General features: G+C 41.4%; 31 protein-coding genes and 1 pseudogene. 19 read left to right on the forward strand and 13 right to left on the reverse strand.

Annotation, left to right across the window (positions count from 1 at the left end; all coding sequences use genetic code 11):
- Positions 1 to 20: 20 nt before the first annotated feature.
- Complete coding sequence (locus H6G57_RS27875; protein ID WP_190524963.1) at positions 21 to 713, reverse strand: hypothetical protein; 693 nt, start codon at positions 711 to 713, stop codon at positions 21 to 23.
- Positions 673 to 1,044, reverse strand: coding sequence for a hypothetical protein (locus H6G57_RS27880; protein ID WP_190524965.1), 372 nt, complete (start codon positions 1,042 to 1,044; stop codon positions 673 to 675). Before H6G57_RS27880 ends, H6G57_RS27875 begins: the two co-directional genes overlap by 41 nt.
- Positions 1,045 to 1,314: 270 nt before the next feature.
- On the opposite strand from H6G57_RS27880, the gene H6G57_RS27885 reads away from it, so the two are divergent.
- From H6G57_RS27885 to H6G57_RS27930, 10 genes are all read left to right on the forward strand, one after another.
- Positions 1,315 to 1,788 carry a hypothetical protein gene (locus H6G57_RS27885; protein ID WP_190524967.1) on the forward strand — a complete coding sequence of 158 codons (474 nt, stop codon included), beginning with the start codon at positions 1,315 to 1,317 and terminating at the stop codon, positions 1,786 to 1,788.
- Entirely contained in the window at positions 1,733 to 2,494 is a 762-nt protein-coding gene (locus H6G57_RS27890) for a hypothetical protein (protein WP_190524969.1), read from the forward strand. The genes H6G57_RS27885 and H6G57_RS27890 overlap by 56 nt, the downstream gene beginning before the upstream one ends.
- Before the next feature lie 401 nt (positions 2,495 to 2,895).
- Positions 2,896 to 3,063 (forward strand): hypothetical protein, encoded by a 168-nt coding sequence (locus H6G57_RS27895; protein ID WP_190524971.1) that lies wholly within the window; start codon positions 2,896 to 2,898, stop codon positions 3,061 to 3,063.
- A complete protein-coding gene (locus tag H6G57_RS27900; protein WP_190524973.1) occupies positions 3,064 to 3,570 on the forward strand; it encodes a hypothetical protein in 507 nt (168 codons plus the stop codon). It abuts the gene before it with no gap.
- A 6-nt stretch (positions 3,571 to 3,576) separates the two neighbouring features.
- Positions 3,577 to 3,846 (forward strand): hypothetical protein, encoded by a 270-nt coding sequence (locus H6G57_RS27905; RefSeq protein ID WP_190524975.1) that lies wholly within the window; start codon positions 3,577 to 3,579, stop codon positions 3,844 to 3,846.
- Positions 3,839 to 5,221 carry a type IV secretory system conjugative DNA transfer family protein gene (locus H6G57_RS27910; RefSeq protein WP_190524977.1) on the forward strand — a complete coding sequence of 461 codons (1,383 nt, stop codon included), beginning with the start codon at positions 3,839 to 3,841 and terminating at the stop codon, positions 5,219 to 5,221. The genes H6G57_RS27905 and H6G57_RS27910 overlap by 8 nt, the downstream gene beginning before the upstream one ends.
- A gap of 237 nt (positions 5,222 to 5,458) precedes the next feature.
- Complete coding sequence (locus H6G57_RS27915; RefSeq protein WP_190524978.1) at positions 5,459 to 5,854, forward strand: hypothetical protein; 396 nt, start codon at positions 5,459 to 5,461, stop codon at positions 5,852 to 5,854.
- A 10-nt stretch (positions 5,855 to 5,864) separates the two neighbouring features.
- Positions 5,865 to 6,182, forward strand: a complete 318-nt coding sequence (locus tag H6G57_RS27920; protein ID WP_190524979.1) for a hypothetical protein — start codon at positions 5,865 to 5,867, stop codon at positions 6,180 to 6,182.
- A gap of 39 nt (positions 6,183 to 6,221) precedes the next feature.
- Positions 6,222 to 6,707 carry a hypothetical protein gene (locus H6G57_RS27925; protein WP_190524981.1) on the forward strand — a complete coding sequence of 162 codons (486 nt, stop codon included), beginning with the start codon at positions 6,222 to 6,224 and terminating at the stop codon, positions 6,705 to 6,707.
- Positions 6,708 to 7,010: 303 nt separating this feature from the next.
- On the forward strand, positions 7,011 to 7,178 hold the full coding sequence (locus tag H6G57_RS27930; protein WP_190524983.1) for a hypothetical protein: 168 nt from the start codon (positions 7,011 to 7,013) through the stop codon (positions 7,176 to 7,178).
- Between the two features lie 315 nt (positions 7,179 to 7,493).
- On the opposite strand, the gene H6G57_RS27935 is transcribed toward H6G57_RS27930, so the two are convergent.
- Positions 7,494 to 7,745, reverse strand: coding sequence for a hypothetical protein (locus H6G57_RS27935; protein WP_190524985.1), 252 nt, complete (start codon positions 7,743 to 7,745; stop codon positions 7,494 to 7,496).
- A 223-nt stretch (positions 7,746 to 7,968) separates the two neighbouring features.
- Between H6G57_RS27935 and H6G57_RS27940 the strand changes: the two genes are divergently transcribed.
- Entirely contained in the window at positions 7,969 to 11,445 is a 3,477-nt protein-coding gene (locus H6G57_RS27940) for a plasmid replication protein, CyRepA1 family (RefSeq protein WP_190524987.1), read from the forward strand.
- A gap of 129 nt (positions 11,446 to 11,574) precedes the next feature.
- Positions 11,575 to 12,186 carry a DEAD/DEAH box helicase gene (locus tag H6G57_RS27945; RefSeq protein WP_190524989.1) on the forward strand — a complete coding sequence of 204 codons (612 nt, stop codon included), beginning with the start codon at positions 11,575 to 11,577 and terminating at the stop codon, positions 12,184 to 12,186.
- Positions 12,187 to 12,285: 99 nt separating this feature from the next.
- Here H6G57_RS27945 and H6G57_RS29285 read toward each other — a convergent pair whose 3' ends face one another.
- The 4 genes and pseudogenes from H6G57_RS29285 to H6G57_RS27960 form a co-directional block, all read right to left on the reverse strand.
- The gene (locus tag H6G57_RS29285) at positions 12,286 to 12,459 is read right to left on the reverse strand and encodes a hypothetical protein (protein WP_242049115.1); all 174 of its coding nucleotides are present in this window, start codon (positions 12,457 to 12,459) and stop codon (positions 12,286 to 12,288) included.
- Positions 12,460 to 12,651: 192 nt separating this feature from the next.
- Positions 12,652 to 12,822 (reverse strand): annotated as a pseudogene (locus H6G57_RS29840) (winged helix-turn-helix transcriptional regulator); the annotation flags it as partial.
- Between the two features lie 55 nt (positions 12,823 to 12,877).
- Positions 12,878 to 13,375, reverse strand: a complete 498-nt coding sequence (locus tag H6G57_RS27955) for a hypothetical protein (protein WP_190524991.1) — start codon at positions 13,373 to 13,375, stop codon at positions 12,878 to 12,880.
- Positions 13,376 to 13,401: 26 nt separating this feature from the next.
- Positions 13,402 to 13,767, reverse strand: a complete 366-nt coding sequence (locus tag H6G57_RS27960; RefSeq protein ID WP_190524993.1) for a hypothetical protein — start codon at positions 13,765 to 13,767, stop codon at positions 13,402 to 13,404.
- 241 nt (positions 13,768 to 14,008) lie between these two features.
- Here H6G57_RS27960 and H6G57_RS27965 point away from each other — a divergent pair, with 241 nt between their 5' ends.
- From H6G57_RS27965 to H6G57_RS27990, 6 genes are all read left to right on the forward strand, one after another.
- A complete protein-coding gene (locus tag H6G57_RS27965) occupies positions 14,009 to 14,578 on the forward strand; it encodes a hypothetical protein (RefSeq protein WP_190524995.1) in 570 nt (189 codons plus the stop codon).
- Positions 14,579 to 14,929: 351 nt separating this feature from the next.
- A complete protein-coding gene (locus H6G57_RS27970; RefSeq protein ID WP_190524997.1) occupies positions 14,930 to 15,301 on the forward strand; it encodes a hypothetical protein in 372 nt (123 codons plus the stop codon).
- 69 nt (positions 15,302 to 15,370) lie between these two features.
- A complete protein-coding gene (locus H6G57_RS27975) occupies positions 15,371 to 15,874 on the forward strand; it encodes a hypothetical protein (protein WP_190525000.1) in 504 nt (167 codons plus the stop codon).
- 68 nt (positions 15,875 to 15,942) lie between these two features.
- Positions 15,943 to 17,340, forward strand: a complete 1,398-nt coding sequence (locus tag H6G57_RS27980; RefSeq protein WP_190525002.1) for a hypothetical protein — start codon at positions 15,943 to 15,945, stop codon at positions 17,338 to 17,340.
- Between the two features lie 346 nt (positions 17,341 to 17,686).
- Complete coding sequence (locus tag H6G57_RS27985; RefSeq protein ID WP_190525004.1) at positions 17,687 to 18,301, forward strand: hypothetical protein; 615 nt, start codon at positions 17,687 to 17,689, stop codon at positions 18,299 to 18,301.
- A 15-nt stretch (positions 18,302 to 18,316) separates the two neighbouring features.
- The gene (locus tag H6G57_RS27990; RefSeq protein WP_199314470.1) at positions 18,317 to 18,646 is read left to right on the forward strand and encodes a hypothetical protein; all 330 of its coding nucleotides are present in this window, start codon (positions 18,317 to 18,319) and stop codon (positions 18,644 to 18,646) included.
- Positions 18,647 to 18,883: 237 nt separating this feature from the next.
- Here the strand turns inward: H6G57_RS27990 and H6G57_RS27995 are convergent, their stop codons facing one another.
- The gene (locus tag H6G57_RS27995; RefSeq protein ID WP_190525006.1) at positions 18,884 to 19,579 is read right to left on the reverse strand and encodes a sigma-70 family RNA polymerase sigma factor; all 696 of its coding nucleotides are present in this window, start codon (positions 19,577 to 19,579) and stop codon (positions 18,884 to 18,886) included.
- Positions 19,580 to 19,701: 122 nt separating this feature from the next.
- Positions 19,702 to 20,235 carry a hypothetical protein gene (locus H6G57_RS28000; RefSeq protein ID WP_190525008.1) on the reverse strand — a complete coding sequence of 178 codons (534 nt, stop codon included), beginning with the start codon at positions 20,233 to 20,235 and terminating at the stop codon, positions 19,702 to 19,704.
- Between the two features lie 94 nt (positions 20,236 to 20,329).
- Here H6G57_RS28000 and H6G57_RS28005 point away from each other — a divergent pair, with 94 nt between their 5' ends.
- On the forward strand, positions 20,330 to 20,992 hold the full coding sequence (locus tag H6G57_RS28005) for a site-specific integrase (RefSeq protein ID WP_199314471.1): 663 nt from the start codon (positions 20,330 to 20,332) through the stop codon (positions 20,990 to 20,992).
- Positions 20,993 to 20,996: 4 nt separating this feature from the next.
- Here the strand turns inward: H6G57_RS28005 and H6G57_RS28010 are convergent, their stop codons facing one another.
- The 4 genes from H6G57_RS28010 to H6G57_RS28025 form a co-directional block, all read right to left on the reverse strand.
- Positions 20,997 to 21,404, reverse strand: coding sequence for a hypothetical protein (locus H6G57_RS28010; RefSeq protein ID WP_190525010.1), 408 nt, complete (start codon positions 21,402 to 21,404; stop codon positions 20,997 to 20,999).
- Between the two features lie 2 nt (positions 21,405 to 21,406).
- Entirely contained in the window at positions 21,407 to 22,375 is a 969-nt protein-coding gene (locus H6G57_RS28015; RefSeq protein ID WP_190525012.1) for a hypothetical protein, read from the reverse strand.
- Positions 22,376 to 22,809: 434 nt separating this feature from the next.
- On the reverse strand, positions 22,810 to 22,968 hold the full coding sequence (locus H6G57_RS28020; protein ID WP_190525014.1) for a hypothetical protein: 159 nt from the start codon (positions 22,966 to 22,968) through the stop codon (positions 22,810 to 22,812).
- Positions 22,965 to 23,321 (reverse strand): restriction endonuclease subunit S, encoded by a 357-nt coding sequence (locus tag H6G57_RS28025; RefSeq protein ID WP_190525016.1) that lies wholly within the window; start codon positions 23,319 to 23,321, stop codon positions 22,965 to 22,967. Before H6G57_RS28025 ends, H6G57_RS28020 begins: the two co-directional genes overlap by 4 nt.
- Positions 23,322 to 23,444: the final 123 nt, after the last annotated feature.

The raw sequence follows: 23,444 nt of genomic DNA on the forward strand, positions 1-23,444 counted from the left end.
ACATTGATATTTTTAGTATCTCAAGGTGTTTCTATTAGTTCCCAGTCAGCAAGTCCTGAGACACCTATTCTGACAGGAACCCCCAGATAATTAGCGGTGTAATAGTCGGTTAGGTATCGCGCCATTGAACCGTCTGGCCGTCGCAGTCTGTATTCAAATTGTGGAATATAAACGTCACGGTTCAACAGTTCCCTGAGTTGGTTGTAATCATCCATCGAATCGCGCCAATACCATAGATAATTCTGTCCAATCCACTCGCTAGGCTGAATGATGGCACGGGCGGGTAACAGTTTGTCATTTTGGAAAAGGCAACGGTTATCGATTTGGGACACAACACAGACCGACTTGCCATCATGCCAGTGAGTCAGTAAAAATTCTGTTACCCGTTGATAGTCGTCATCCGGTCTAAGAGTGATGGGGTTGACCTTTGGGTTGACGGGTTCCGATGGTTTAGGGTTTGAGTTAGGGGTTGAATTGGACATAGTTGCACTCGTTCCTATTTTTCTTAATCCTTGCTTGGCTCCGTTGTAAAGCAATCGCACCTCACCCCACTTCGCCGCCGTTTCCGTCAACCAGTCCTCTATATCCTTATAAATAGATAAAACTTCCCCCTGCCTTAGTCCATTGGGAGCGATAAAAGCTAATCCTGATGAACTGATAGCGGGTTCCCAGTTAGCTATGACATGGGGTGTTTTTAGTTCGTTTGTTTCCATGATGTTTATCCCGGCAGCGTTGTAGAACAGCTTGGTCAATGTCGAGGGTATCAGCCAATAACGCGAGTTCAACATCCTCTAATGGCTTCCCTTCAATAGCCTTACAGAGAACGGGTTGAATGTCGTTTGTGTCTATACCTTTATGGCTAGATGTTTGATTTAGCGTGTCTATACCCTGTTCCCAGTTGGCAACATCAAACTCAATCAATGCCAACCCTCTAGCCTTCATGTTGGTGTAAAGCTCAAGGCACATCTTCTTAAATTTGAAGTGCAATGGCTCCGGTGGGTCTATCTTGAACGGTTTTGTCTTGTCGAGATGGTCATTGTTCATTTGTACAGTACATATTACCTCTACACCTATTATTACCCCAATATCTCACCGTGCGCTTTATTGTACGCAAGTACAAGAATGTTTACATAAGTATCTTGACACTTACGGGTAATTAGTGTCATATTACTTACCATAGACCTCTAGGACATCCCCTGATGGTTCCCTTGAGAAGTCTAGCACCGTACCTCGACAATCAAACAGCTAACCCTAGCACGTTCTTAGGAACCGCTACATGGGAGCATTAACACATTTCTATTAACAGGAAATCTAATGGAATATCTCGATAAAGAATCAATGGGGTATTATGAGCGATTAATTTATGAAGCTGTAATCGATCCTGAAATTATCCCAGCTGAAATTATACCCGATAATCAACGGGTAAGACTGATTAAGAACGGGGACAGAAAGGCAGTTTATAAACCCGTTGGAGTGTTGGCAAAAGAATTAAAACGCAAGCCACAAACCTTAAGAGATTGGGCAAAACTGTTATTAATTTACTCGCCTGATTTCTACCAACATTTTAAGCCTAGAACTGCCTACAACCCTTATGTACAGGAATGGCTGAAACGTATTAACGAATATGATTTATCCGAGCCATCATCTGCACCACGTCCTCAAATCATAGAGGATTACATTCAACTCAACGCAACACTTTACACCTTCAAAACATTCACCGAGGAACTACAAAATGAGTACACAACAGAAGCCACAATCAACGCTGCAAAAATTATCAAAGTCGCTTAATGTTTCTGAGACAGAATTATTAATCGCTATCAAACAAATGGGTTTAAATCCCAATGACCCGGATATCATTTCTTTTGGTGTTCCTATTGCTAATCACCTGAAGGGAGTTAAACCAACGGCCCTCAACGGAAAACCGCCGGAAACACCCAAAGCACCGGAATCCTTCTCGATTAATGACTCCGATGATTTTATCGACTGGGAGGAAGTTGAAGAGGAACTGGGTGAGGGAGCGTTGGCACTTGTTCAAGAATTGGGACTAAACCAAGATTGCATCACCCAGTCTGATTTAGCCGCCCTCCGAGAATTGGCTTTATCTAATCCAGTCCATCAGAACTTGGCTGATCATATTGGTGCAGTTGGGAGCGTAACACAAGGCTTGACCAATGAACACATCAGACAGGAATTTGAGAAAGGTTTAGCTATTGGTGAGGCGGGTTCTGTTGCCCTTCTTACTGGATTACTCCAGAGCCAATTAAACGGGCTTGAACAAGCTTACAACTTGCAAACTGCTATCAACACGGACTTTCAGAAAATACTAAACTCCCAACTCGAAAAACTGGGAAAAACCAATCAGGGGAAGCCAGACGAAACAGTGGAAACACTGGGGAAAAAAGCCACAGCCAATCAACAATCGAGTGCAAAAAAAACAACAGTTCGCAACAGCAAACTGGATGTAATGGCTATCAAGAAATCATTGCAGAAATAAAACAATTAAAAGAGACGGTAATCCTTTTGGAGAGCCGTCTCTCGACTTGCAAAAATACATCTGAGGTAGCATTCATGAATAGAATTTTATCACGAATTAAGCAATTAATTAAACAGTTTGAAGCCATTTCACCTAATCATTACGATGGTTTGGTTATGCAGATGATGGGAGGTTTTTAGATGGATAGCTTTGACTTTTACTTAAGGATTAAAAGATATTCAATCTCAATTAATCCTAAATTTATTCAGATTGACAAATGGGATGGATTTAATTTTGATTCATACCCTATTTTCCGGTTTGATTTCCCCCAAAAAAAACACCTCAAACCTAAGCCGGAACCTAAACCGATTATCACTGATGATGATGACTTTGATCCTATCCCATTCTGAGGAGAATTAAACATGAGTAATGAGAAACTATTTTACTTTTACCTCGGTGGGATTATGACGGGGTTAACTATTTTAATCCTTCAGTATTCGAGGCAATTGGAAACCCGTAATGCTTATCAGCAAGGCACTATAGACAATCAACGGTTATGGCTGGAACATGAGAAAGGGGAGAAATGGTAAATGGGCATTCTATCAGCGATCGCTAATTTTTTCACGGGAGGTGATACCAACCTTGACCGCCTCCCTAACCTTAACGAAAATGCAATTTCACCCGATAACTTCTCACCTAATGACTCAAACCTTTACACATCATCTCAACTTGTTAGAGAGGCAAATGAGCGAGGCTGGTTAATCGATGATGAACTGGTAAAACAGTCCTCAGAAATTGCTAAGAATGTTAAGAAAAACGCTAAGAACGTTAAGAAGTTCGGTAAAAATATTAAAGCAATTTCTAAAGGTGAAATAACCACAGCAAAAGAGATGAGTAAAATTATCGCTTTGACTGCTTCTAACGATGCCAATAAGTACGGAATAACAACCGAGACTCAATCATTGTTGGATGCTCAAACCGCAGCTATAGAGGCAGCTAAAGCCAACTACAGGGAACAATTAAAAGCCAATAATCAACGGATGAACGAGCTACTAAATAACGTTAAATCTAGTCGAGACAGGTTAAGAGGACGGTGATAAACAATGGCTAGGGTATTGAATTTTATTGGCTACTTTATCGGGTCTATTTGTTGGGTTTCGTTAGTCGGTTTAATCAGTAGGTTTTACACCCAGTTACACCCTTGGTACTGGGTATTTTTTTTAGTCTTTTTAACCGCCTTGATTGCCTTGGGTTCCTTCTACGGGAGGAAAGCCTACACCGGACTACTCAACACATCAGAAGCGGTCTTATTTGGGATATTAATTGTTTTATTTGTTGGGGCTGTGTTGGGAGGAATAGCCAGCCATGTCTAACCCAATTCTTATTAGTTCCGCTTTGTGGACTGCCACCGGGTTCTTAGGTATGGTCTGGGGATTAAGTCAACCGTTCCCCAGTCCTAACAAATTTTATGGTTTTGCTGCGGGAGCGATCGCCAGTACCATCGGAACGGCTCTAAGTTATCCTGCTATGAAACGAAGTGAACGTGGCATCATCAGACAGGATACGGCGGACACCATTTTCGATATCGGTGAGGCTGCAACCATTGAGCGATATAAACAGGCTGTATTCCCAGTTCCCCGGATGCCAGACTTGAACATTCACAACCATATTTTAGGGATGATGCCAGGGGATGAACAAGAGACTGAAGATAAACCGCCAATAGTTGCTTTTGATTCAATCCTTGATAGAGGCGTGGGTATCTGTTTATTTGGTGATAGTGGCTCCGGTAAATCGAGCGCGGCTAAATATTTAATCGGTTTAGCTAGTCGAGGAGAACCAATCAAATTAATAGTTTGTGACCCACATTACGACGGCGGGGGTGATTGGGGTTCTGACACTTTGATAATTGACGATTACGACATGATTTTAAAGTGTCTCAGAGCATCACTGGATGAACTGGATAAGCGCAAAAAGTTAAGAAAGGAAGGCGTTAAAAGTTTTCCTAAGTTAGTGTTCATTTGGGATGAGTGGCCGTCAGTCCGAGTCGCAGCAAAACGAGCAAAATTAGACATCTGTGAGGAAGCTGTAATCCGTCTCGGTTCTGAATGCAGAAAGTATGATATGTTATCAATTTTTTGCAGTCAAAGCGGAAACACTAAGGCTATGGGATTAGAAGGTATGGGTGACTTTCTACAGAATTTCTCACTGATTAGATTGGGTAAAATTTCTGTTAAGCACGCTAAGAACTTACCAGACCAACGGGTTCTTAATTGCCTTCAGTCTGTAGGTTATCCGTGTTTAGTTGATGATGATTTATCACAACATCCTACTCATGGCAACTACCCGGAATTCCGCAACGGTCAACCCCCCTTAAACCTTCTACCAGTTCGGACTGTTCCTATCACTTTGGATGAGTTAATCGGTGATGAGATTTACGTCGAGAGACAGTCAGGAACACCTAAACAACCGCCTAAGACTTCACCTTCTAACCCATCGTTTGATATCAGGAAGTTAGAAAAAACTCCAGACAATAACACCAGTCCTGATGATAAATTTATGGAGATATTGGCATTCTGCAAGGCTAACAATGGCGCAACAGTCCGTGATATTCAACGCTCACCAGTTGGTTCAAATTTGTCATCAGATGCCGTTAAATATGCGTTTGAATGGTTAGAAAAAAATGGTCATGGGACGGTAACTATTGAAAACGGTAGAGGGGGAACAAGGGTATCGTTCACCCCTAACTAACTGTCAAGTGTCATAAGTGTCATTTTAACTGTCAGGAAACTGTCAGCCCGTCATAGAGGGTGTCCTAGCTGTCACTAGCTGTCAGAGGATACCCCTAAAACTACCCCTATCCCCCCTCTCTCGACACCTGACAGATGACACTTGACAGCAAAATACTGAAGAGGAATTGTTGACATGAACGGATTAAATAATCAATCATCAAATCAATCGCAGCGACAAGATTTAATATTACTAAAGATGACTATTCTAGGTTGTAGCTGCTTGCTCCTATTCGGTTGGTTAGTGTTCACCGTTTCACAACTCCAATCTGTTGCCAAAATATCAGCACCACAACAGCCTAAACCCGGTGAACCTCAACAAAACCTAAACATACCAACTAAACCATCGGAACAGTCACCCGCTATTGTTAAAAAGCCACAGAAGCCTATTGTTATTGAGGAAGGGTCAGAGGCTTACTTTTGCCTTAAGAATAACGGCGGCTCCGGTTGTCTTGAAAGGGATAGATTTGCTCCTAATTATCAAATTGTTTCACCCCCAAAACCTGAAAAAACTTATGAGGATTATCTTGTTCAATATGGGGTTAGAGGTGGTGATTGTGGACGGTATTTGAACGGAAAACCTAACTGTATTTAAGGAATAAATCATGGCATACTTACCCTTTTTACGGGAGCGCTCACCGCAACGTCAAGCCTTTAGTCCGGTAAAATTTACCAGTGAAAAATTAGGGCTTCCCGATCCTAAATTTAAAATAGGAGATAGGATTAAACGCTCCTACTTTTGCGACGATCATCTTGACGTGGAAAATTATGGCAAAACCCGCACCTTCTACGGATTTATTCTCTGGATGATGCCAGATGCCAAACATCAACGATGGGAATATTTTCTGCTAGACGATAATGAGAAGCCTAAATTTTTCGATTGTGACTTGCCCTACCTCGATGATGAGATCGAGCTTGCCTAGCACTCCCCAAAAAATATCTGCAATCTCTACAAATTAACCATGAACACCTATCAAAACTTTATTGGCATTGACCCTGGACTATCGGGAGCGATCGCTAGTATCTCCCCCGCCGGAATCACCTTTATTGATTGTCCAACCATCAAGGTCAATGGCAAAACCAAGCCAAACCCTACCCTGATGGCTTCTGAGTTGAAGCAACTGGTAACATCCGATTCCATCATAATTATTGAGTCGGTTCATGCCATGCCGGGACAGGGTGTTAGCTCAATGTTTAGCTTTGGGATGGGTTACGGGGTATGGCTGGGAATTGTCGCGGCGCTCAATGTTCCTATTGAATTCGTCACCCCCCAATGCTGGAAAAAATACTATGGATTGTCTACGGATAAGGAATCATCGAGGGTGAAGGCTTTGCAATTATTCCCAAATGAAGCCAATAATCTTAAGCTTAAAAAACATCACGGTAGGGCTGAAGCTTTGCTGTTAGCTGAATATTTGAGGAGAAAGCTGTTAATTAGTGTGGCATAGTATTTGCATCAAAACTGGGGTAGAGCATAGCTCTACTTTCTCTCAGAGAAATCAATCTAAGAAAGTGTATTGTGCAAATCGTTTCCTGATGATATTATGTTCCCCCCCCCTGTTTTTTTTGTTGCCAACTTCTTTCAACTTAGCCTGGAAATAAGCCGTAGAAGCGACATGGGAAGCTCTAGTTTGGATTGGCAATTTTGTCGGAAAGCATATTTGTATCCTGCGGTTAATCTTAAAAGGATCAGATTCTCTTTCGTGTAGAGTATAATTATAGAGAGAGTCAAGAAGCTAATAATTATACTTATGAAAGAACGAATGTTTATCACCACCGCTTTCACTATTCCAGAGCGATTCATCGACTTACTCGATACTCAAAAAATGAAGACTGGCAAAAGCAGATCTGAAATTGTGCGAGATCTACTTTTGGATTTTGAACAGAAACAATCCCAAAGCGAAAAAGAAGCCGCGTAATTAGCAGTTACACGACTTCTAAACAATTAAAAATGCAAACTCAAACGTTAGTTAAGTTTTTCGCTCTTACCCCTAACGTTTGGAATTAACCGTTGGTTAGTAAGACCAACGTTTTACAGTGTATGAATATTTTACTGCGTTTTGAATGCAACAAACCAAAGGATGTGTTCGATAGATTATCGGATAATAAGGTTTTTCATGTTTCTTTCATAATTCACATTGTAGCACCATCCCTACAATCTACGCAATCCATACCGGAAAACTGGGGATTAATTTCAATGATTACCCTAGGACGTGGGAGCGGCAGAAGGGGGATTAATTTTTCAGAATATCGTCGATTGTTATGTCGCCGCGTTCGAGTCGGATTGCGATCGCTTCTAATAGATCCCCGGCGGACAACCCGGCTTCTGATAGGTGGGATTTTAAAATATTCAGATAGACCGGAGCCATCCGAATCGGTAACGGAATCGAGCGTTTGTGTTCCCCTTTCGGCCCCCGGCGTAGGTTTGCCAGTTGACTCGGTGAACTCCGATACAAGCGGTTTTTTACAGGTTTTTCGGGTTCCATACGTTCTTAATGTTTCTTTAATTGCTTCTATTGTAAAACCTCTCGGTAGGATATACCATAGAGGATGTAAAAAGATTCCCCCTTGGCTGACACCAAAGGGGAACCCACAAAACGTTAATTTTAAAACTATTATGTCCATTGTATATCCTATAGAGAGATTTAGGCAAGCACATCAAACCCCCTCCCTGTTCACCTTCACCTTCGACACGATGGGAGGTGCGGCATGACACTTCTCCAACATCATCGGGAAGAGCTTGAGAAAGGTTCGGCTATCCATCGTTCCCTTGTCGATGTGGCATTTAGCTCGATTGAAGAATTGGCATTATTTAACACCTTGTACCCGGAACCGGAGAACGGATACCCTCACTTGAATGGGGGGAGACTAAACTCCCAATGGCAACGGCGCTACAACAACTGCATGGACTCTATTGGCTGGCAAGTCGGGGGGGTTGAACCTCTGACAGGAGAACCTAGCAGTTTTACTAGGGTGAAGCCTGATCCTGGGAGCAGATTATGTAAGATTTGGGATAAGGAAAAGCAAGCCTATAAAAACGCTAAATACCTTTCTCCATTAGGCGTTCCTTCTCGTTTAATTTTTCTCCCTGTCACCCCGGAAATTATTGAGATCATTCGAGGGCGTTGTAGAAAGGAATTCAGCCAAAAAAATATAGAACGTTTCCGAGAGAAGCACCCGGAAATGATGAACTGTATTGAATCGACCATCACCCCTAAAAATTTCTGGTTATTTGTAATCGAGAATCCCAAAATCCCCATTGCATTGGCAGAAGGAGAGAAAAAAGCCGCGAGTTTGTTATCCATTGGGGTAATTGCGATCGCACTCCCTGGAATTCGGATGGGATACCGTAGGAAATTAGGGGAACTTTTGTTGGTTGATGATCTGAAATTATTTGCTTCCCCTGACCGCGCCATCACATTTTATTTCGATAATGATGTTCAGGAAAAAACCCGCAAAACCTGTGAAGATGCCCTAGAGAAAACGGCTCGACTTCTCTTAAAAGAAAAGTGCAAAGTTAGTGTTGCTCATATTCCTTTATTGGATGAGAAAAAAGGGGCTATTGATGATTTTTTAGCCCTTTACGGTGAGAAGGGTTTTAACCTTTTAAAAGTTCACACTTTTGTTAAATGGCAATTCGTAAGAGAGCAAAAAAAACTGATCACTTATCTCCCTAAGTTAACCGTTAACACCGATGATATGGGTAGAGATATTAATGTTAATACTCTACCAAAAACAGGACTTATAGCTTTAGCTGGTGCTAAAGCTGTTGGTAAAACAAAATTACTTGAAGAGCTCACCAAAGGGGATGATATAGCCGTTTTGTCATTAGGTCATCGGATATTTTTGCAGAAAGGCTTATGCGAAAGATTGGGCTTAGAATACAGGGGAGACGTTGAAAAAGTTAAACATGATGGGATTAGTAACTATATTGGGAGTAATGGCTCATCTGTTGACCGCCTTGCCGGATGTTCCGAGGGTTTGATTTATTTCTACTCTGTTATTCGTTCTCAGTTTCTGTTATCTGATAAGCGGAAAGTTTTAGTATTAGATGAAGCTGACCAGGTTTTTATTAGCTTGTTGCTGTCTTCTACTTGCGATAAAGACGGGATTCGCCCTGTTTTATTGTCCATTTATGAAGAGATTATCCGAGCTTCTGATTTAATTATCTTGGCTTCTGCTGATATTTCTGACGCTGAGATTAATTGGGTTTTAAGGGTTAGGAATCGGGGGATTACCGGGGATAATAAGGCTTCTTTCCCTGTTTTTTACATTAAAAATGAGTACAAATCCAAAGGATACATAGCTATTTTTGTTAAATCCAAAGAGGAAGTTATCGAGTTAGCAAAATTGGCTTTAGAGTCTGGTGAGAACATTTGGTTTATCGTTGATACCAAAGCTCTCTCTAAGGAAATTTTTGACGCATTTGAACCTTATCTCAAGGAAGGGGAAAGGGGGATATTAATCAATGGTGATACATCTAAAGAATTGGAGCAATGTGATTTTATTAGAAATATTTCTAATAATGATCCACAAAAAGTTAGTGATTTTTTAAAGCCTTATCGCTTTGTGATCGCAACTCAATCGCTCTGGACATCTGCATCAATCACCGTGAATCATTTCACTGAGGTTTTCGCTTGTTTTTCCTCTGGGATATGTCCTGATTGGGATATGAGTCAATCTTTAAGCCGTGTCCGTCCCAATGTTCCCAGGACAATTTTTTGTGCTGATAAAGGGCAACTTAATGATCGTTATTCGGGATTCTATAAAAATCAAATCAAGAAAAATTTACGAGACATGACAGATATCAATAATAGAATAATAGCCCAAAAACTAAGCGGAACATTCGACCCTATTCTTAACTATAATTGGGAATTGGATGATAATCCCCATATTGATTTATTTTGCCATTATATCGCTAGAGATAATTGTAGTAAGATTCATCTTCAAGAACGCCTAGAGGCTAGGTTGGAATATGAGGGTAATGAAATTATTCATGAATCCTTTATTGATGCTGAAGATTTAGAATCGGCTAAGGCTGAAGCTAAATCGAAACGGCTTGAGAAAAAAGCTGAGGAGGATGAGGATCTGTTGTTTAAAACCCCGTTACTGAGTGAGACTGAAGCTAAAGAATTATCTGCTAAACATTCTCTAACAAAGGAACAGGAGAAACTACTCAATAAATATCATTTTGTAGATTTTTACAAATTACATTCACACTATGAAACTCTTGAAGGTGACAAAGGAAACGAAACAATCAAGCAATACATTAGGGAAACCCACGCTAAAGATAATGGAGGAAGATTGAGAGCGCGTATCAAAAAACTTGAGTATCTGAGGGGAGGAACTGAAGGCTATGAGCGCGCTATTTTTGACGATGTAAAATCAATTAACCGTCAAGCCAAGCACGGCAAAGGGTTATTTGCTCCCGACCTAAAACGGAATACTTCTCAAATTTTTGCCCTGAATAAAACTTTAAATTTTTCCCAATATTTAGATCCTGATAAAACCTGGACGGAAGAAACCCTAGTCCAGTTGGTTGAGGATTGCAAAAAATTCAAGGAATTTCCCTTAATCATGAAGCTACCCAAAATCTTAGGGGGGAACATTGGGGGGGTTTGGTTGTTATCTCAACTTTTGTTGGGGTTTGGCATAAAAACCAAAAGCCGTCGCGTTCAGATTGATGGCGAGCGAAAATCTGTCCTTTCCATTGATCGAGAACACTGGGAATGGGTAGAAGGGGTTTTGACGCGGCGTTCTGAGAATTTCAGTTTTGCTGGTTTGGGAGATTTAAAGTTTTTTGACCCCATCGAAAACTTAGAAGTGGTTGACCCCCCCATTAATAATAATAGTCAGGGGGGGTCAGCCACCGAACTAGACAATACCCCAATACCCAAATTTGACGAATTGGGGGGGATGATTCTGGTAGAAGCCAAGACGGGACGGCCCGACATCCCAACAAAACGCACAAACTTTACCACCTGGACAACAATCAAAAAAGCTTATATCTCAAGAAATGATCTACAGACAAAAGCTTATAGACTCCCCACAGTGGAAGATGTGGCTCGATGGGCGAGGGAGGCAATTCGAGAAGCTTCCCAAACTAAAGCTCGATGGCTGTTTGTTCATTTTGGGGAGATCTTGGAAAATTTTCCTGATCTAGTAGTTATCTACAATTTTGCCTAGTGTTGACGCTTTTCTCTCACTGGTATACAATCAGAGAAGATTTTACAGGATAGCCTTTATAGCTATTCTGAAGCCATAAGAAAAACCAACCCCGGCAAGGGTTGGCATCCAAATAAAACTTCACAAATCATGATCGGACAATTAAGCCTATTTGACCAGGGTGTTAATACACCCCCTCACCTCGATATACCCCCCAAACCCTTTGTTTTACGGGACTATCAGGAAGAATTAAAATCTGAAATCTACAACTACATCAGACAAGGTATCCGCCGGGTATTAGTCTACGCACCGACGGGAGCCGGAAAAACCGCAATCATCGCTTTCATCTTATGTGATGCCGTTGGACGTGGGAAGCGATGTATGTTGATTGTCCATCGTGATTTCCTGGTAGAGCAAAGCCGTTCCGCAATGATTCGGGCTGGGATTAATCCTGATGATATCGGGATTATAAAAGCAAATTATCCTGAGAATCGCGATCGCCCGATTCAAATTGCCTCGCTCCAAACCCTACGGAAACGTAAAAACAGCACACCGGAGAATTTAGGGTTAATTATCTTAGACGAATGCCACAGCACCGCATTCCATAAACACTATCAGACAATTAAGCAGGAAACCCTCAACGCGGTTCACCTAGGCTTTTCCGCTTCCCCCTGGAGACTAAAATCGACTGAGGAATACTTTGGGCTTCATTTTGATGCCATAGCTGAGGGGCCGGGAATTGTGTCGCGTGTACCATCCTGATTGCAGTGGGTTTGATAGCACAATTGAGATGCAAATTCTAAATTTAGCCTTTGATAAAGCTAAATTGATCAAGGGTTAGTTTTGGGGGATGGGGAGTGATTAGCGATCGCTCTCTTCCTCCAAATTCTCAAAATATTCAATCAAAACATGAAATTGATAGAGGTGTTCATCCACAGCCATTATAGTTTTGATGCCATCTAGTGCCTGTTTTCCGTGGGTATGCGCTCCGGCTTTTGTTAACATTCCGCAGGCTTTTAGAGCATCGTTCATCATAGAAGCCGTAGCGTAGGCTTTGCTGGAAATGTTGATCGAGCGTGCTGTATTAGCATAAATTTGTTCGCGTAGAATTGCTAATTTCCTCCTGCCCTCTCTGATAGATTCCTTGAATTCTTCTCGTCGTTGTTCATCCTTTAAGTTCAGTGCCTCAGCACGTTCATCTATTAATTTCTGCCGTTCCTGTTCCCATGTGGGTTGTTTTTTCCAATTCCTGATGCTGAATTCTGATACTCCAATCTGATTGGCAATCTCCCTATTAGATAGATGGGGATTGTCAATTAAAAGCTTGATGGCTTCTCGAATTAAATCAAGTTTAGAAGCTTTGATATCGCAAGTTATCGCAATAATTACACTTTCAATTTAACACAGCAAAAAGCCCCGACCATTGGGGCTTGATGGAGTTTTGAAAGTGATTTTATTCTATCGAGAGAATCCTCTCTAGTTCCGCAATCATTTTATTGGCTTGGAACCAATTCCGGGTATCTTTTGCTTGGCTTTTCCGTTCACCCACGAACTCAATTAATCGCTGTCGCACCCCTAGAGGTATTTCACTTTGTAACTCTTCTGTAGTATATGATTCAGGGGATACCACCACCGGGGGTGAAACAGATTGTAAAGCCTGCTGTAATTGGGTTTCACGGCTTACCAGTTCGTTTCTAGTTTCCTCTAGTTCGGTTTGAAGGTTTGCGATCGCTGTTTTCTTCTCCTCTAACTGGCTTTTGAGATTATTAATAGATTTATCCTTAGCCGCGAGTTCATCCTTTAATTGATTAAGCGCGGTCTTGGCTGTGTCCCGTTCCTCTCTCAACTTTTGGCACTCTTCAATCCCCTGGGTTTGGACATAAGCTAAATCTTGATATTCCTTATCCTTTTTCTGGCAAGCTTCCTTAAAAGATGCCTCTCGTTCCCTCACCCGTTCCAGTTCCCCGGTGAGGGCTTCTACTTTCCCGCTATCACCGCCTCCATCGCATCAAGCCGCGACTCAATGTCCGGGTCAATCGTTTTGGGTTGGGTTTGCAGTTCACTAGACAATCTATCGTCAAGTCTAGCCATTAATCTATCCATCAATCTAGTCTCTAAGCTATCTATATCGATGTCTATACTCTGACTAGATGCACTCCGGGGCTTGGGTAAGAATAAATCGTCAATTTTACCCGCAGCGATTGACTGCTCAACAAACGATATCAGGGTACGGCTTGCATTTGTTCCCTGGCTATCACATAAAGCCTTAAACGCTTCCCAGTCCTGCTCATCAATCTTAAATGTTGCAAGCTTCTGACCTTCTGGTAATTTGTAGGTTGCCATAAAATCTATCCTTTAAATCTATCCCTACAGTATAGCTTAGATATAGTCTTAAAGTATAGATATTAGACTATACAGAAAACTTATAGACTTAATCTATACCCTATAAGAAATTAGTATAGCTTAGGACTAGACAAAGGATATACAGCTAGGCTATACTGTTTAATAACAGGTGAGAGAGGAACCGACACAATCCTTACTCACTGGACACTACAGCACCTCGACAATTTAGGAGAATTCAACCATGCAAGCTTTAACCGCTATCGCTGCGACTGCTTACGCTTTGACCCTTTGGATGTTTGCACCCCGGACGGTATGGGAACGGGAGTTAGCCACAGCCAAACGGAACCAACAAAACCGCTTGATCGTAACCACTGAATCCAAAACAGTCCAACCGGAACAGCAAAAACCGGAAACGATAGATACATCGGAACCCGAACTGAAATCTATTACAAAGGCTATACCGGAAGCTACACCACAGCTAGACGCAACACCAGAAGCCACTGAGGAACAGGAAGCGATCGCCCAACCTTCAGAACCAACACCGGAACCTATCACCGAGACTAAGGAACCAACACCACAGCCGGAACACCTAGAGGAACAGCCACAGCCAGAAGTTGAACCGGAACCCGAATCTATACCGGAAGCTAGGGAACAGGCTATACCAACACCACAAGGAACCGACTATACAGGATGGACTACCGCACAACTTCGAGAAGAGGCAAAAAGCCGTAAACTCCAATGGCGACCGCTTATCAACGGGAAACGTAAACCCCTGAACAAACCCCAATTAATCGAACTCCTGACAGCTTAATAAACCTTACACCCCTCTCCTAGAGGGGACTGTAACCCTATCTATCCTAATGTATAGCCTAAGCTTATAGACTAGAACTATACCCTATAAATAATTAGTATAGATAAAATATAGCTAGGTACTAGACAAAAGGATAGAAAGGAGCTATATTATTAAGTATAGACAGAAGAGAGCCAACCGGACAAGTAGCGGTAAACCTTAAACCCTAACGGTGGGAGGCATGAAGCGATAAGCGTAGTGCTGAGATAAAAACTCTCTGAAGCCTATAAAACAACAGAGACAACCGGATTAACTTTTGCACAGCGTCCGGTTGCCTCCCTAACCACTCACATTATTAATGGAGTTAAATCAATGGTAGCTCAAATCAGTACGACAATCGAAACCCGCATTATCTACACCTATGAAGACTTCGACGGCGTGATGGTGGACGTGGTGGAAATGGTTTACCCCAACGGGAAAACGGAAACCCGGTCATGCTGGACAGATGAAAACTTTACAACGGGTGAAACTGTCCATCACGTTGTCACTCGCTCCGGGTCTGTTCTTAAAAGCAATTGGGCAACGACGGCTAACAATAAATGGATGACCGCTTATATCGAACTTTGGATCAAACGTTATCAAGCGGAATGTGAAGCCTTTCAAGCCAATATGGACACCTTAGCTCACCCGGAATTCTACACACCGGAAGAATACGCCCAAGCTAAAGCAGACTTAGGCTTCTAAACACAATCTAGGGGGTGAAACATCCCCCTCTACGCTTCACAAATCATCAATTAAATAGGACTAAAAACAATGGGTAAACTGTTAAACGCAATTGTAAAATACCCCGCAGGAAAAATACTTGAAACCAAGTATGGGGAGAAGGTTAACGCCGTTTTTGAATGCGGTGGGGAGGAAATCAAGATATGGGCTGATGCCAATTCTCAAAAAGCGGAAACACTCAAAAGTTTAACCAAAGGTGAACAGCGATTAATCCTTGACGATAACGGAAAATACAAGCTGTTAGAAGATGGAGAAACCTCCCAAACTAACGGGAATGGTAACACCAATGGCAACGGAAAAACTAATAGCAACTATGAACCGTTGACCGATGATAAAAAACGAGCGATAGGACAGTTCATAACTGAACAAGCCGACCTCTTAGCGTTCTGTCACGAAACCGCCTATAAAGCCTATAACAAGCGTTTTCCCCATGACCCGATGGATGAATCAGAATCCTTTGCTTTAGACTCCGAAACCATACAAAAAGCAGGGATGAGCTTGTTTATTACTACTCAGAAACGATTCGGAATCTAACACGATAAAAGGGGGATTATTCCCCCTCTAACCGCTTCAAATTAACAACACGACACAAGGATTAAACAATGAACAGCTTACAACTTGAACTAGACTCTATAAACTCTCAACTTGAACTTTTAACCTACCGCAAAACCCAGTTAGACAGTATCATGGCTGAATATTCAGATGTTGTTAATCGGGTTAAAAGTTTGGTTTTGTCGATGGAGGATGCCAACGTTGAACCCTCTAATTTATTAATGGAAATTGAGGGAATTATTCATGGTGAACCTAACCCCACGCCGGAGGAACTGCCAACTGAGACAGAACCGACACCGGAGTTAGAGCCAACTGAGGAACCAACGGCAGAGGAACAGGAGCCAACGGCAGAGCCAACACCCGAACCCTTTACCTTTGACATCTCCCTATATCCCAAACTTAACGCCCTAGGCTTACCCGTTCAAACAGAAGCGGAACCGGAATCTAAACCGGAACATATTAAGCGATATCCTAACAATATCTACTGGGATAATGGCTCTGGTGTGCGAGTTTTTGTCCCCAAGAAACGGCGGTATAAACTAGAGTTAGAAGCCATTGCAAAAGATTGTATTGAGCAAGGATATTCCTCTAAATTCGAGATTGTTGAGTGTGACGGTGATTGGTTGACAATGTTCTCTAATGTGACATTAGAAAGCAGTGTACAGGGCATTATTAACAATTTCTACCCTAAACATACGGACGGTGAAACTACACCGGAGCAAAATCCTGAACCCGTTAAATTAATGGCTTGTGTTCCGACTGTTGCGATCTCACCTACCCCAACACCAACACCTAAAACCCGATTGAATGATCAAGCTTATCGACGGGGTGACACCCTTCTGATCGGCTTCACTAACAAGCGGTTACTGAACAGTTGGGAGAAATGGATAAAAACTTCATGGGGTGACAGCGTGAAGACTTGGAGCGATGAACAGTTGGACGGCTTTACTCATTGCCTTTCTGTTCTATGGTATGGCTCATCCAGCTTCATTGATTGGGAACGCTTAAGCTCATTAAATTACAGTCTCAAACCCGATGAACAGCCAACGGCTATCAAATTAGATGATGTTCGAGATGTCATTCTTACCCTTCAAAACAGTGGTGTAAAATTCATCTCAAAAGGCGAGTTATTAGCTCATCATCTCAATAGTTTAAAAGCTTCAGATTTAGAGGGATATCTTGAAAAATTAGCAGAGGAAGGGTTGATAATTCTCGGTAATAAATCCATTGATTTGTGTGTTAAGCCATCGGAACAAAAGCAAGATAACCCGACTTTTGAATACACAGAAGTTGATTCTAAAACTACCAAAATCTACAACAACGGAATGCTTTTAGGGATTGCTAAGAACTGCGGTACTCATTGGGAGTCACCACAGTTTCCAGGTCAAACATTCCCTAACCGTCGTGATGTTGTAGCCGCGTTATGGGAACTGGTGAACAAGTTCTAAAGCTTCTGGGAGGTTTAACCGCCTCCCTACCCCTAACGATTTAGGGTACACAAAAACCCTGAAACCCAATAAAACCGTACCCTAAATGAACCCAACGCCCAAACATTTAGGGTACACCAAACCGCTAGAACCCAATAAAACCGTACCCTAAACCGGACAATGGCACGACGTAAGCAGACTGATGAGCTAACGATTGAGAGGGTAATCCAGTGGGCTGCTACCCTTACCCCTGGACATCGGGGGAAGGGTAGGTCGGTTTTAGGATGAAAAAAATGTCATATCGTGTCATTATATATGTAAGGTTTAAATCCCTTTTAGGGATTGATTGAGGTAGGGAGTAGCCGAGATGCCTGATTTAGCGTTTTATCCTAGTCCTATTTCTGCTTTCCACTCACTAGATGGGCTACTAGAAGTCGAGAAAGTCGAGAAAAAATTAAATTGTAAGAAAAATAATCTGTCTAATAATCGAAAAGTGCCATTCCTAATGACACTTCATAAGATAGAAGAAATTACATCACAAATTGAAGCTCTTGCTTCTAAAGTCCAAGATAATTGGGATGAATTTTCAGATGAGCAGAAAAGAATGCTTGAAGATTTGATATCTGACTCTGGTGTAAGTATGAAGTTATCAGAAAATTATCCTAATAAAAAAAATCGGTTTTTATCAGAGTTGGTTTTTAAATTTGTAAGAAACTTAAATTTTCTTTTATTGGTAGTTATTTCAAGAGAGGAGTTTGTTCAAAAATTAACTGATTTTAAATATGCAGTGGAAACACTAAAACATAATTTACGAGAACAATTACAGTGTGAGTGTTCAACCGTAATTACTCAAGATAACTGGCTAAAATATAATCCTGAAGCGTTAGCTTCTGTAAAGCGAGGCTTGGCTCAGGCTGAATCTGGGGAAGGCTTTTATTTAGGGTCTTTCGCCGAGTATATTGATTTGGAAATTGATGACTAACTAAATAGAAAACCAGTGGAAGATAAAAAAAAGGCGGAATATAAATTAATATTTCAACCTAATGCAGAACGTCAATTCCAATTACTAGAGAAACAGAATCCCAAAAAACACAAAAAAGTATTAAAAACACTTGGTTTTTTACAAACAGATCCGCGTCATCCAGGTTTACAAACTCATAAATATGATCACCTTGAAGGCCCTGACAAAGAAATAGTGTTTGAAGCTTATGTAGAAAATAACACCTCTGGTGCTTACAGGGTATTTTGGTACTACAAAGCTGCATCAAAAAAGGAATTTGATGCAGAACCAACAATTATAATTATTGCTATTACTCCTCATCCATAAAGTCAGACAAAAGCATTGATAAGCTTGATTTTTTAGTCCCACTTGCCACAGAGCGCCCACCCCCCTAACAATCCTCTTAACGGGTGTAGGCGCTCATGAAGGTAAATCGGCACGGCAAGGCTAAAATCTTATCCTCTGCTTAAGTTCAGTTTCTATTTCTACACCTAATTAAGCCCACCTACTTATCACACTCAAGCTGATTAAGTACCCAAAGATAATTATTTACACATTTCTGATTTATTGTTCCTTATTCCCTGTCTCAACTAGGTAATTTATTTCGTACAAGCGTTTAGCAATTTGCCTCAAAATAGGTAGGCAATTTCTGCGCCAATAGGAGTGTAAAGTTTGATCACGAATCTCTAGCTCAGAAGCAATATCTTGAAATTTTTTGTTATCAAAATATAGCTTTTTTATAAGTGTTTTGCAATTACAATCTGGATAATTGCGAGGATAAGAATTCTGTAATTCATTTTTTGGATCTTCCTGTATATAACATTTAAAGGAATTTAAAAACAGCCTTTTTTCCTCAGCTTCTAATAATTTTAATGGGTCTAAAAAACTTGGGATAAGATCCATATCCAATTCTAAAATTGACTTATTACTCCGACGCTTAACATCGTAACAATCTCGTTTGAGTATCATTATAACCCAATAAATAAAATATTTTTTAACCTTATCGGCATCACCTGGATTTTTACAATCTAAGGATTCCATATCAAGCCCATGCTTTTGTGGAAACCTATTAATGTTTTTTCTGATATCCTTCATTGTCTTTGGGAGTGCTTCATCGTAATAAGGTAGCCAACCTTCACCTAGACGTGCCTTAACTTCAGGAATCTGATCTATAACGTAGGCTAATGTTTCGGCAGCTTGTGAGTCCTGTAACGCTTCCTTAATTAGTTGGCACAATAATCTATCTGGTATCTGTTCCATAACAACTCAGTTAAAATTAAAGTTTTGTAACGATTTGCATAACTTTCCTCTTGTTTTACGATTAAAGAATAGGGGGAAAGAAATTGACCTAGATCAACTTCTTTCTCTTCCCTATCCAAAACCTAGCTAAACAAGACCATCTGGTGGACGCAAACGATGCAGTAGATCGCGCTTGACGTGCAAGCTGCTACATCAGCGACTCTTTGGCTTTTTGGGTTTTTATCCCAGTGCCGAAAGGTTCGTTCCACGAGGTAGATCAGCATCATCAGCGCCTGTAACGCTTGTTGATGTGAATCGAGCAACGATGGTTCACACATAAGTTGACCCCATAAAGGTTGACTAAAAACAAAAAAAAACAATGTAAGTTTTCCGATCAGCACTGAGAGGTGAGAGTCAAAGTGCTGCGTTTTACCTTGAATGTGATTATAACTTTGGTTATTCAGCCCGTTAAAAAACTTATCAAAACGCAATATTTGGCTGAGAACGATTAATGATTTATGAGAAAAAACGGTAGTGAGTTTATAGTCGCGAGTCGTTCTCTCTATGCAGCTAACGACAGTTTCGTCATCAACATCTAACCCACTTTGAGTTTCGAGTGCGATCGCGCTTCTCACCCTGATTGTAACTGGGAAACCTTTTGTAAGGACTACGACCATCGGGTTTCTATCTTCTTGAATGCAACAAAAGCATTGATTTTTTAATCCCACTTGCCACAGCAACACCCACGCCCTAACAATCCTCTTAATGGGCATGGGTGCTTTTGTGAAAGTCAACAGGCATGGAAAGGCAAAAATACTCAGCCAAGATGAAATTCAGATCCTATTTAATGAAGGGCTAACAAACCTCAGAGATAGGGTGCTTTTTGCTGTCTGTTTGTTTACCGCCGTTCGCATCAATGAAGCCGTTACCCTCCATACGGCTGATGTCTACGACAAGAGGGGACGGGTTAGGGATGAGCTTACCTTTAGGAAGTCGAATACTAAACGCAAGCTGGCAACCCGCACGATTCCGGTACTGGATGAGTTACGGGGTTATCTACAGAAGTACAAGCCAGAAGCGGGTAAGCTGTGGCTGTTCCCTGGTGGAACGTTCCGAGATGACCAAAACCACCATATCACCTCTGATTCCGGCGCACGGATTCTCAGAAAAGCCTTTGAACAGACTGGCATTGATGGGGCTAGTAGCCACTCGATGAGGAGGACAGCCCTAACCCAAATGTCTAACGCTGGCATCCCCCTCAGAACCATTCAGGAAATATCTGGACATCGCAACCTTGAACAACTACAGCAATATTTAGAGGTTCAACCGGAACAGGTCAGGGGTGCTATCGCCGCTTTGTCGATGCTGTCTCCTGTTAATAACGGAAGAGACGGAAAACCTCTATTTCCCGACATCCTCACCCCCAATCCTTGAAAAATCAGAATGTCCATTCGTGATCTGGATCATCAAGAGCAGCTTGAACATTTGCTAAGTTTGCTAGTTCTTTAAAAGGACTAGATTTAACAATTTCCGTAATTGAATTTAAAGTCAAAGCTAGTTGTTCGTTATTACCTGATGCGATTGCATCATCCACCACAGCGAACAATGAGCGAAAGTTTTTTGCACGTTCATCAAAAGAGCGATCTAGATATCCTATTAAAAACTCTCGTAAAGTGTTAATCTTGGCTACTGTTGTTTTTTCCCAAGCATCAATCTCACGTCGCTTTGTTTGTTCTTGTTCAGCTATTTTCAAGTAATCTGTGTATGCTTCAACTAATTGTTGAAGGTAATCATTAGGATTGACTACTTCATCAAATGCTTCTTTAAAAACTTTTTTAACACTCATTATTAACTATCTCCTAATGTACGATACTTAGCTTGAACAGCAGCAGTAGCAGGATTCAGCTTACCTTCACTATCTAAAATCGGGGTTTTCATAATTTCAGCAAGTGCTTTAATTAGAAGTGCTACTTGTTGGAACTTAGTAGCATCACGTTTGCGCTCAAAAGGTTGAGATTCTAACTGATTGAGGCTAAGAACAGCACATTTATTCAAATTGTCTACTACGATACTTAATTCATCAATTCTGCATCTTACTTGTTGTAGAAATTCTTTAGCAGTTTCAATTTGTGCGATTTGGACATTAACTTTAGCTTTGTATTCTCTTGCCTCTGTCAAAGCTTTTTCGCCCTTACCAGCAATTACAAAACCTCCAACAGCTAAGGCTGGTGCGACTGTAATACCACCCAAAACAACAGTACCAAGTGCCATACCACCACCTCCAGCAGCTAGTGACCCACCGCCCAACCAAGCCAAAGTGGCATTCCAAGCTGCTGCCCCACTTAACCCTGAAATAGCTGCACCTGTACTAGCAACACCTACAGATGTTGCTAGACCTGTTGCAGCTTGACCTGCTGCTGCACCTGCTACAACGGCTTTAATTCCACCTTTAAAAAACTGTTCAGCTTCCATCACATCAGTTTTGTATTCTTGAATCTGCTGAACAGATATTCCTTCCAGCCCTTCTAAAAACTCCAGATCTTGTTTTGCACGTTGTCCGATTTGCTCAATAAAAGCTACAAAACGTCTAATTGTATCAATCTTGATATTTAACTGTTGTTGACCATATTCTTCTGCCAACTTATTAGTAGTTTCCCAGTCAGATTGCAACTGATTGACAGCTTGTTTATGCCGTTTTTGAGCGCGTTGACCCATTTCGTTTGCTTCTTTCATATTGTCAACGCCTTCTTTACCTTTCACTACTCCATAAGCAGCAGTTCCCAAAGCTATAGCACCGAGGATAAATGGTATCGGCATAAAATACTCCTGATTCTTATTTCAACACTTCGGACAGTTTGCGATCGCAAACGGTAGAATAAGGGTTCTAGGCTTTTACTCAAAAACTGTCCGGGGTAATGTTATATATGTCCTTAATAACATTACTCAACTTTTTTCGAGTGACTACTAACCGATGGGACTGGCACTGGGTAGGGTAGCCACCGAGATCCGTGCAAAAAGGGACACGTTGTAAAGTTTGGTAACGCTCGATTGTCCCAAGATTCGGTAAACCCGAATTTTGATAGTGTCTCAACCTTGACCGGACACGGTTAACCAGTTGGGGGAACTGTTGCAGATTTTTAACGGGTGTTGATAATCTCCCGCCGTCACGGGGAAACGTGCCACAAAAATACTCCCCCAATTCTGAAGAAAGTTGAGGGAGTAAAACGGGTTAGCCGCTTTACGAGCGATCGCTATTTAACGGTTTGGGCCGATGCGGCATCCTCAATCCGTTTCTTAATTTTTTGAGTCATCGCTTCTGAGGTTTCGGACATTTTCTTAGCAGCGTCGTACATCTGTTGACCCATTTCTAACAACTCGTTTAGAACTTTTTCATCTGGTAAATTTGTCATTGTAGGTTCTCCAATCGATTTCGATAAGTTAGGGTTCGGCTTTTGGCTTCAGAAACTTCACCTTTTAAAGTTGATAAATACTCTCCGACTTCCTGAATTACTACTGATATAATTAAGGGGGAAATGTCTTGAGAGAGTTGTTCTCTAGCGTTTTGGGTATCCCTTCTGGCTTTATCGACATACAATAAAACCGAATTGAAAAAGTAAGAAATCTGAAGGAATATCGGGTTGTTTTCAAATAGAACTAGAAAACGGTTGGCAATTGTTAAACCTTCTGTTGCTAGTTCCTCAATCTCATCTAATTCTCGGTTAATTTGCTCGATTAACGCCTCAATCTCCGGTGGTATTGACATTGATATTTTTAGTATCTCAAGGTGTTTCTATTAGTTCCCAGTCAGCAAGTCCTGAGACACCTATTCTGACAGGAACCCCCAGATAATTAGCGGTGTAATAGTCGGTTAGGTATCGCGCCATTG

The sequence above is a fragment of the Planktothrix sp. FACHB-1365 genome, from assembly GCF_014697575.1.
Taxonomy (GTDB): Bacteria; Cyanobacteriota; Cyanobacteriia; order Cyanobacteriales; family Microcoleaceae; genus Planktothrix.

What these genes read in the sequence shown, in the direction of transcription:
- H6G57_RS27995 (WP_190525006.1), bottom strand. Translation starts at nt 19,579, where the DNA reads ATGGAACAGATACCAGATAGATTATTGTGCCAACTAATTAAGGAAGCG.
- H6G57_RS27875 (WP_190524963.1), bottom strand. Translation starts at nt 713, where the DNA reads ATGGAAACAAACGAACTAAAAACACCCCATGTCATAGCTAACTGGGAA.
- H6G57_RS27885 (WP_190524967.1), top strand. Translation starts at nt 1,315, where the DNA reads ATGGAATATCTCGATAAAGAATCAATGGGGTATTATGAGCGATTAATT.
- H6G57_RS28005 (WP_199314471.1), top strand. Translation starts at nt 20,330, where the DNA reads ATGGGTGCTTTTGTGAAAGTCAACAGGCATGGAAAGGCAAAAATACTC.
- H6G57_RS27880 (WP_190524965.1), bottom strand. Translation starts at nt 1,044, where the DNA reads ATGAACAATGACCATCTCGACAAGACAAAACCGTTCAAGATAGACCCA.
- H6G57_RS27925 (WP_190524981.1), top strand. Translation starts at nt 6,222, where the DNA reads ATGAACACCTATCAAAACTTTATTGGCATTGACCCTGGACTATCGGGA.
- H6G57_RS27980 (WP_190525002.1), top strand. Translation starts at nt 15,943, where the DNA reads ATGAACAGCTTACAACTTGAACTAGACTCTATAAACTCTCAACTTGAA.
- H6G57_RS27935 (WP_190524985.1), bottom strand. Translation starts at nt 7,745, where the DNA reads ATGGAACCCGAAAAACCTGTAAAAAACCGCTTGTATCGGAGTTCACCG.
- H6G57_RS27920 (WP_190524979.1), top strand. Translation starts at nt 5,865, where the DNA reads ATGGCATACTTACCCTTTTTACGGGAGCGCTCACCGCAACGTCAAGCC.
- H6G57_RS27900 (WP_190524973.1), top strand. Translation starts at nt 3,064, where the DNA reads ATGGGCATTCTATCAGCGATCGCTAATTTTTTCACGGGAGGTGATACC.
- H6G57_RS28020 (WP_190525014.1), bottom strand. Translation starts at nt 22,968, where the DNA reads ATGACAAATTTACCAGATGAAAAAGTTCTAAACGAGTTGTTAGAAATG.
- H6G57_RS27910 (WP_190524977.1), top strand. Translation starts at nt 3,839, where the DNA reads ATGTCTAACCCAATTCTTATTAGTTCCGCTTTGTGGACTGCCACCGGG.
- H6G57_RS27975 (WP_190525000.1), top strand. Translation starts at nt 15,371, where the DNA reads ATGGGTAAACTGTTAAACGCAATTGTAAAATACCCCGCAGGAAAAATA.
- H6G57_RS28010 (WP_190525010.1), bottom strand. Translation starts at nt 21,404, where the DNA reads ATGAGTGTTAAAAAAGTTTTTAAAGAAGCATTTGATGAAGTAGTCAAT.
- H6G57_RS27895 (WP_190524971.1), top strand. Translation starts at nt 2,896, where the DNA reads ATGAGTAATGAGAAACTATTTTACTTTTACCTCGGTGGGATTATGACG.
- H6G57_RS27970 (WP_190524997.1), top strand. Translation starts at nt 14,930, where the DNA reads ATGGTAGCTCAAATCAGTACGACAATCGAAACCCGCATTATCTACACC.
- H6G57_RS28015 (WP_190525012.1), bottom strand. Translation starts at nt 22,375, where the DNA reads ATGCCGATACCATTTATCCTCGGTGCTATAGCTTTGGGAACTGCTGCT.
- H6G57_RS27930 (WP_190524983.1), top strand. Translation starts at nt 7,011, where the DNA reads ATGAAAGAACGAATGTTTATCACCACCGCTTTCACTATTCCAGAGCGA.
- H6G57_RS27945 (WP_190524989.1), top strand. Translation starts at nt 11,575, where the DNA reads ATGATCGGACAATTAAGCCTATTTGACCAGGGTGTTAATACACCCCCT.
- H6G57_RS27960 (WP_190524993.1), bottom strand. Translation starts at nt 13,767, where the DNA reads ATGGCAACCTACAAATTACCAGAAGGTCAGAAGCTTGCAACATTTAAG.
- H6G57_RS29285 (WP_242049115.1), bottom strand. Translation starts at nt 12,459, where the DNA reads ATGATGAACGATGCTCTAAAAGCCTGCGGAATGTTAACAAAAGCCGGA.
- H6G57_RS27915 (WP_190524978.1), top strand. Translation starts at nt 5,459, where the DNA reads ATGACTATTCTAGGTTGTAGCTGCTTGCTCCTATTCGGTTGGTTAGTG.
- H6G57_RS27985 (WP_190525004.1), top strand. Translation starts at nt 17,687, where the DNA reads ATGCCTGATTTAGCGTTTTATCCTAGTCCTATTTCTGCTTTCCACTCA.
- H6G57_RS27965 (WP_190524995.1), top strand. Translation starts at nt 14,009, where the DNA reads ATGCAAGCTTTAACCGCTATCGCTGCGACTGCTTACGCTTTGACCCTT.
- H6G57_RS27905 (WP_190524975.1), top strand. Translation starts at nt 3,577, where the DNA reads ATGGCTAGGGTATTGAATTTTATTGGCTACTTTATCGGGTCTATTTGT.
- H6G57_RS28025 (WP_190525016.1), bottom strand. Translation starts at nt 23,321, where the DNA reads ATGTCAATACCACCGGAGATTGAGGCGTTAATCGAGCAAATTAACCGA.
- H6G57_RS27890 (WP_190524969.1), top strand. Translation starts at nt 1,733, where the DNA reads ATGAGTACACAACAGAAGCCACAATCAACGCTGCAAAAATTATCAAAG.
- H6G57_RS28000 (WP_190525008.1), bottom strand. Translation starts at nt 20,235, where the DNA reads ATGGTCGTAGTCCTTACAAAAGGTTTCCCAGTTACAATCAGGGTGAGA.
- H6G57_RS27940 (WP_190524987.1), top strand. Translation starts at nt 7,969, where the DNA reads ATGACACTTCTCCAACATCATCGGGAAGAGCTTGAGAAAGGTTCGGCT.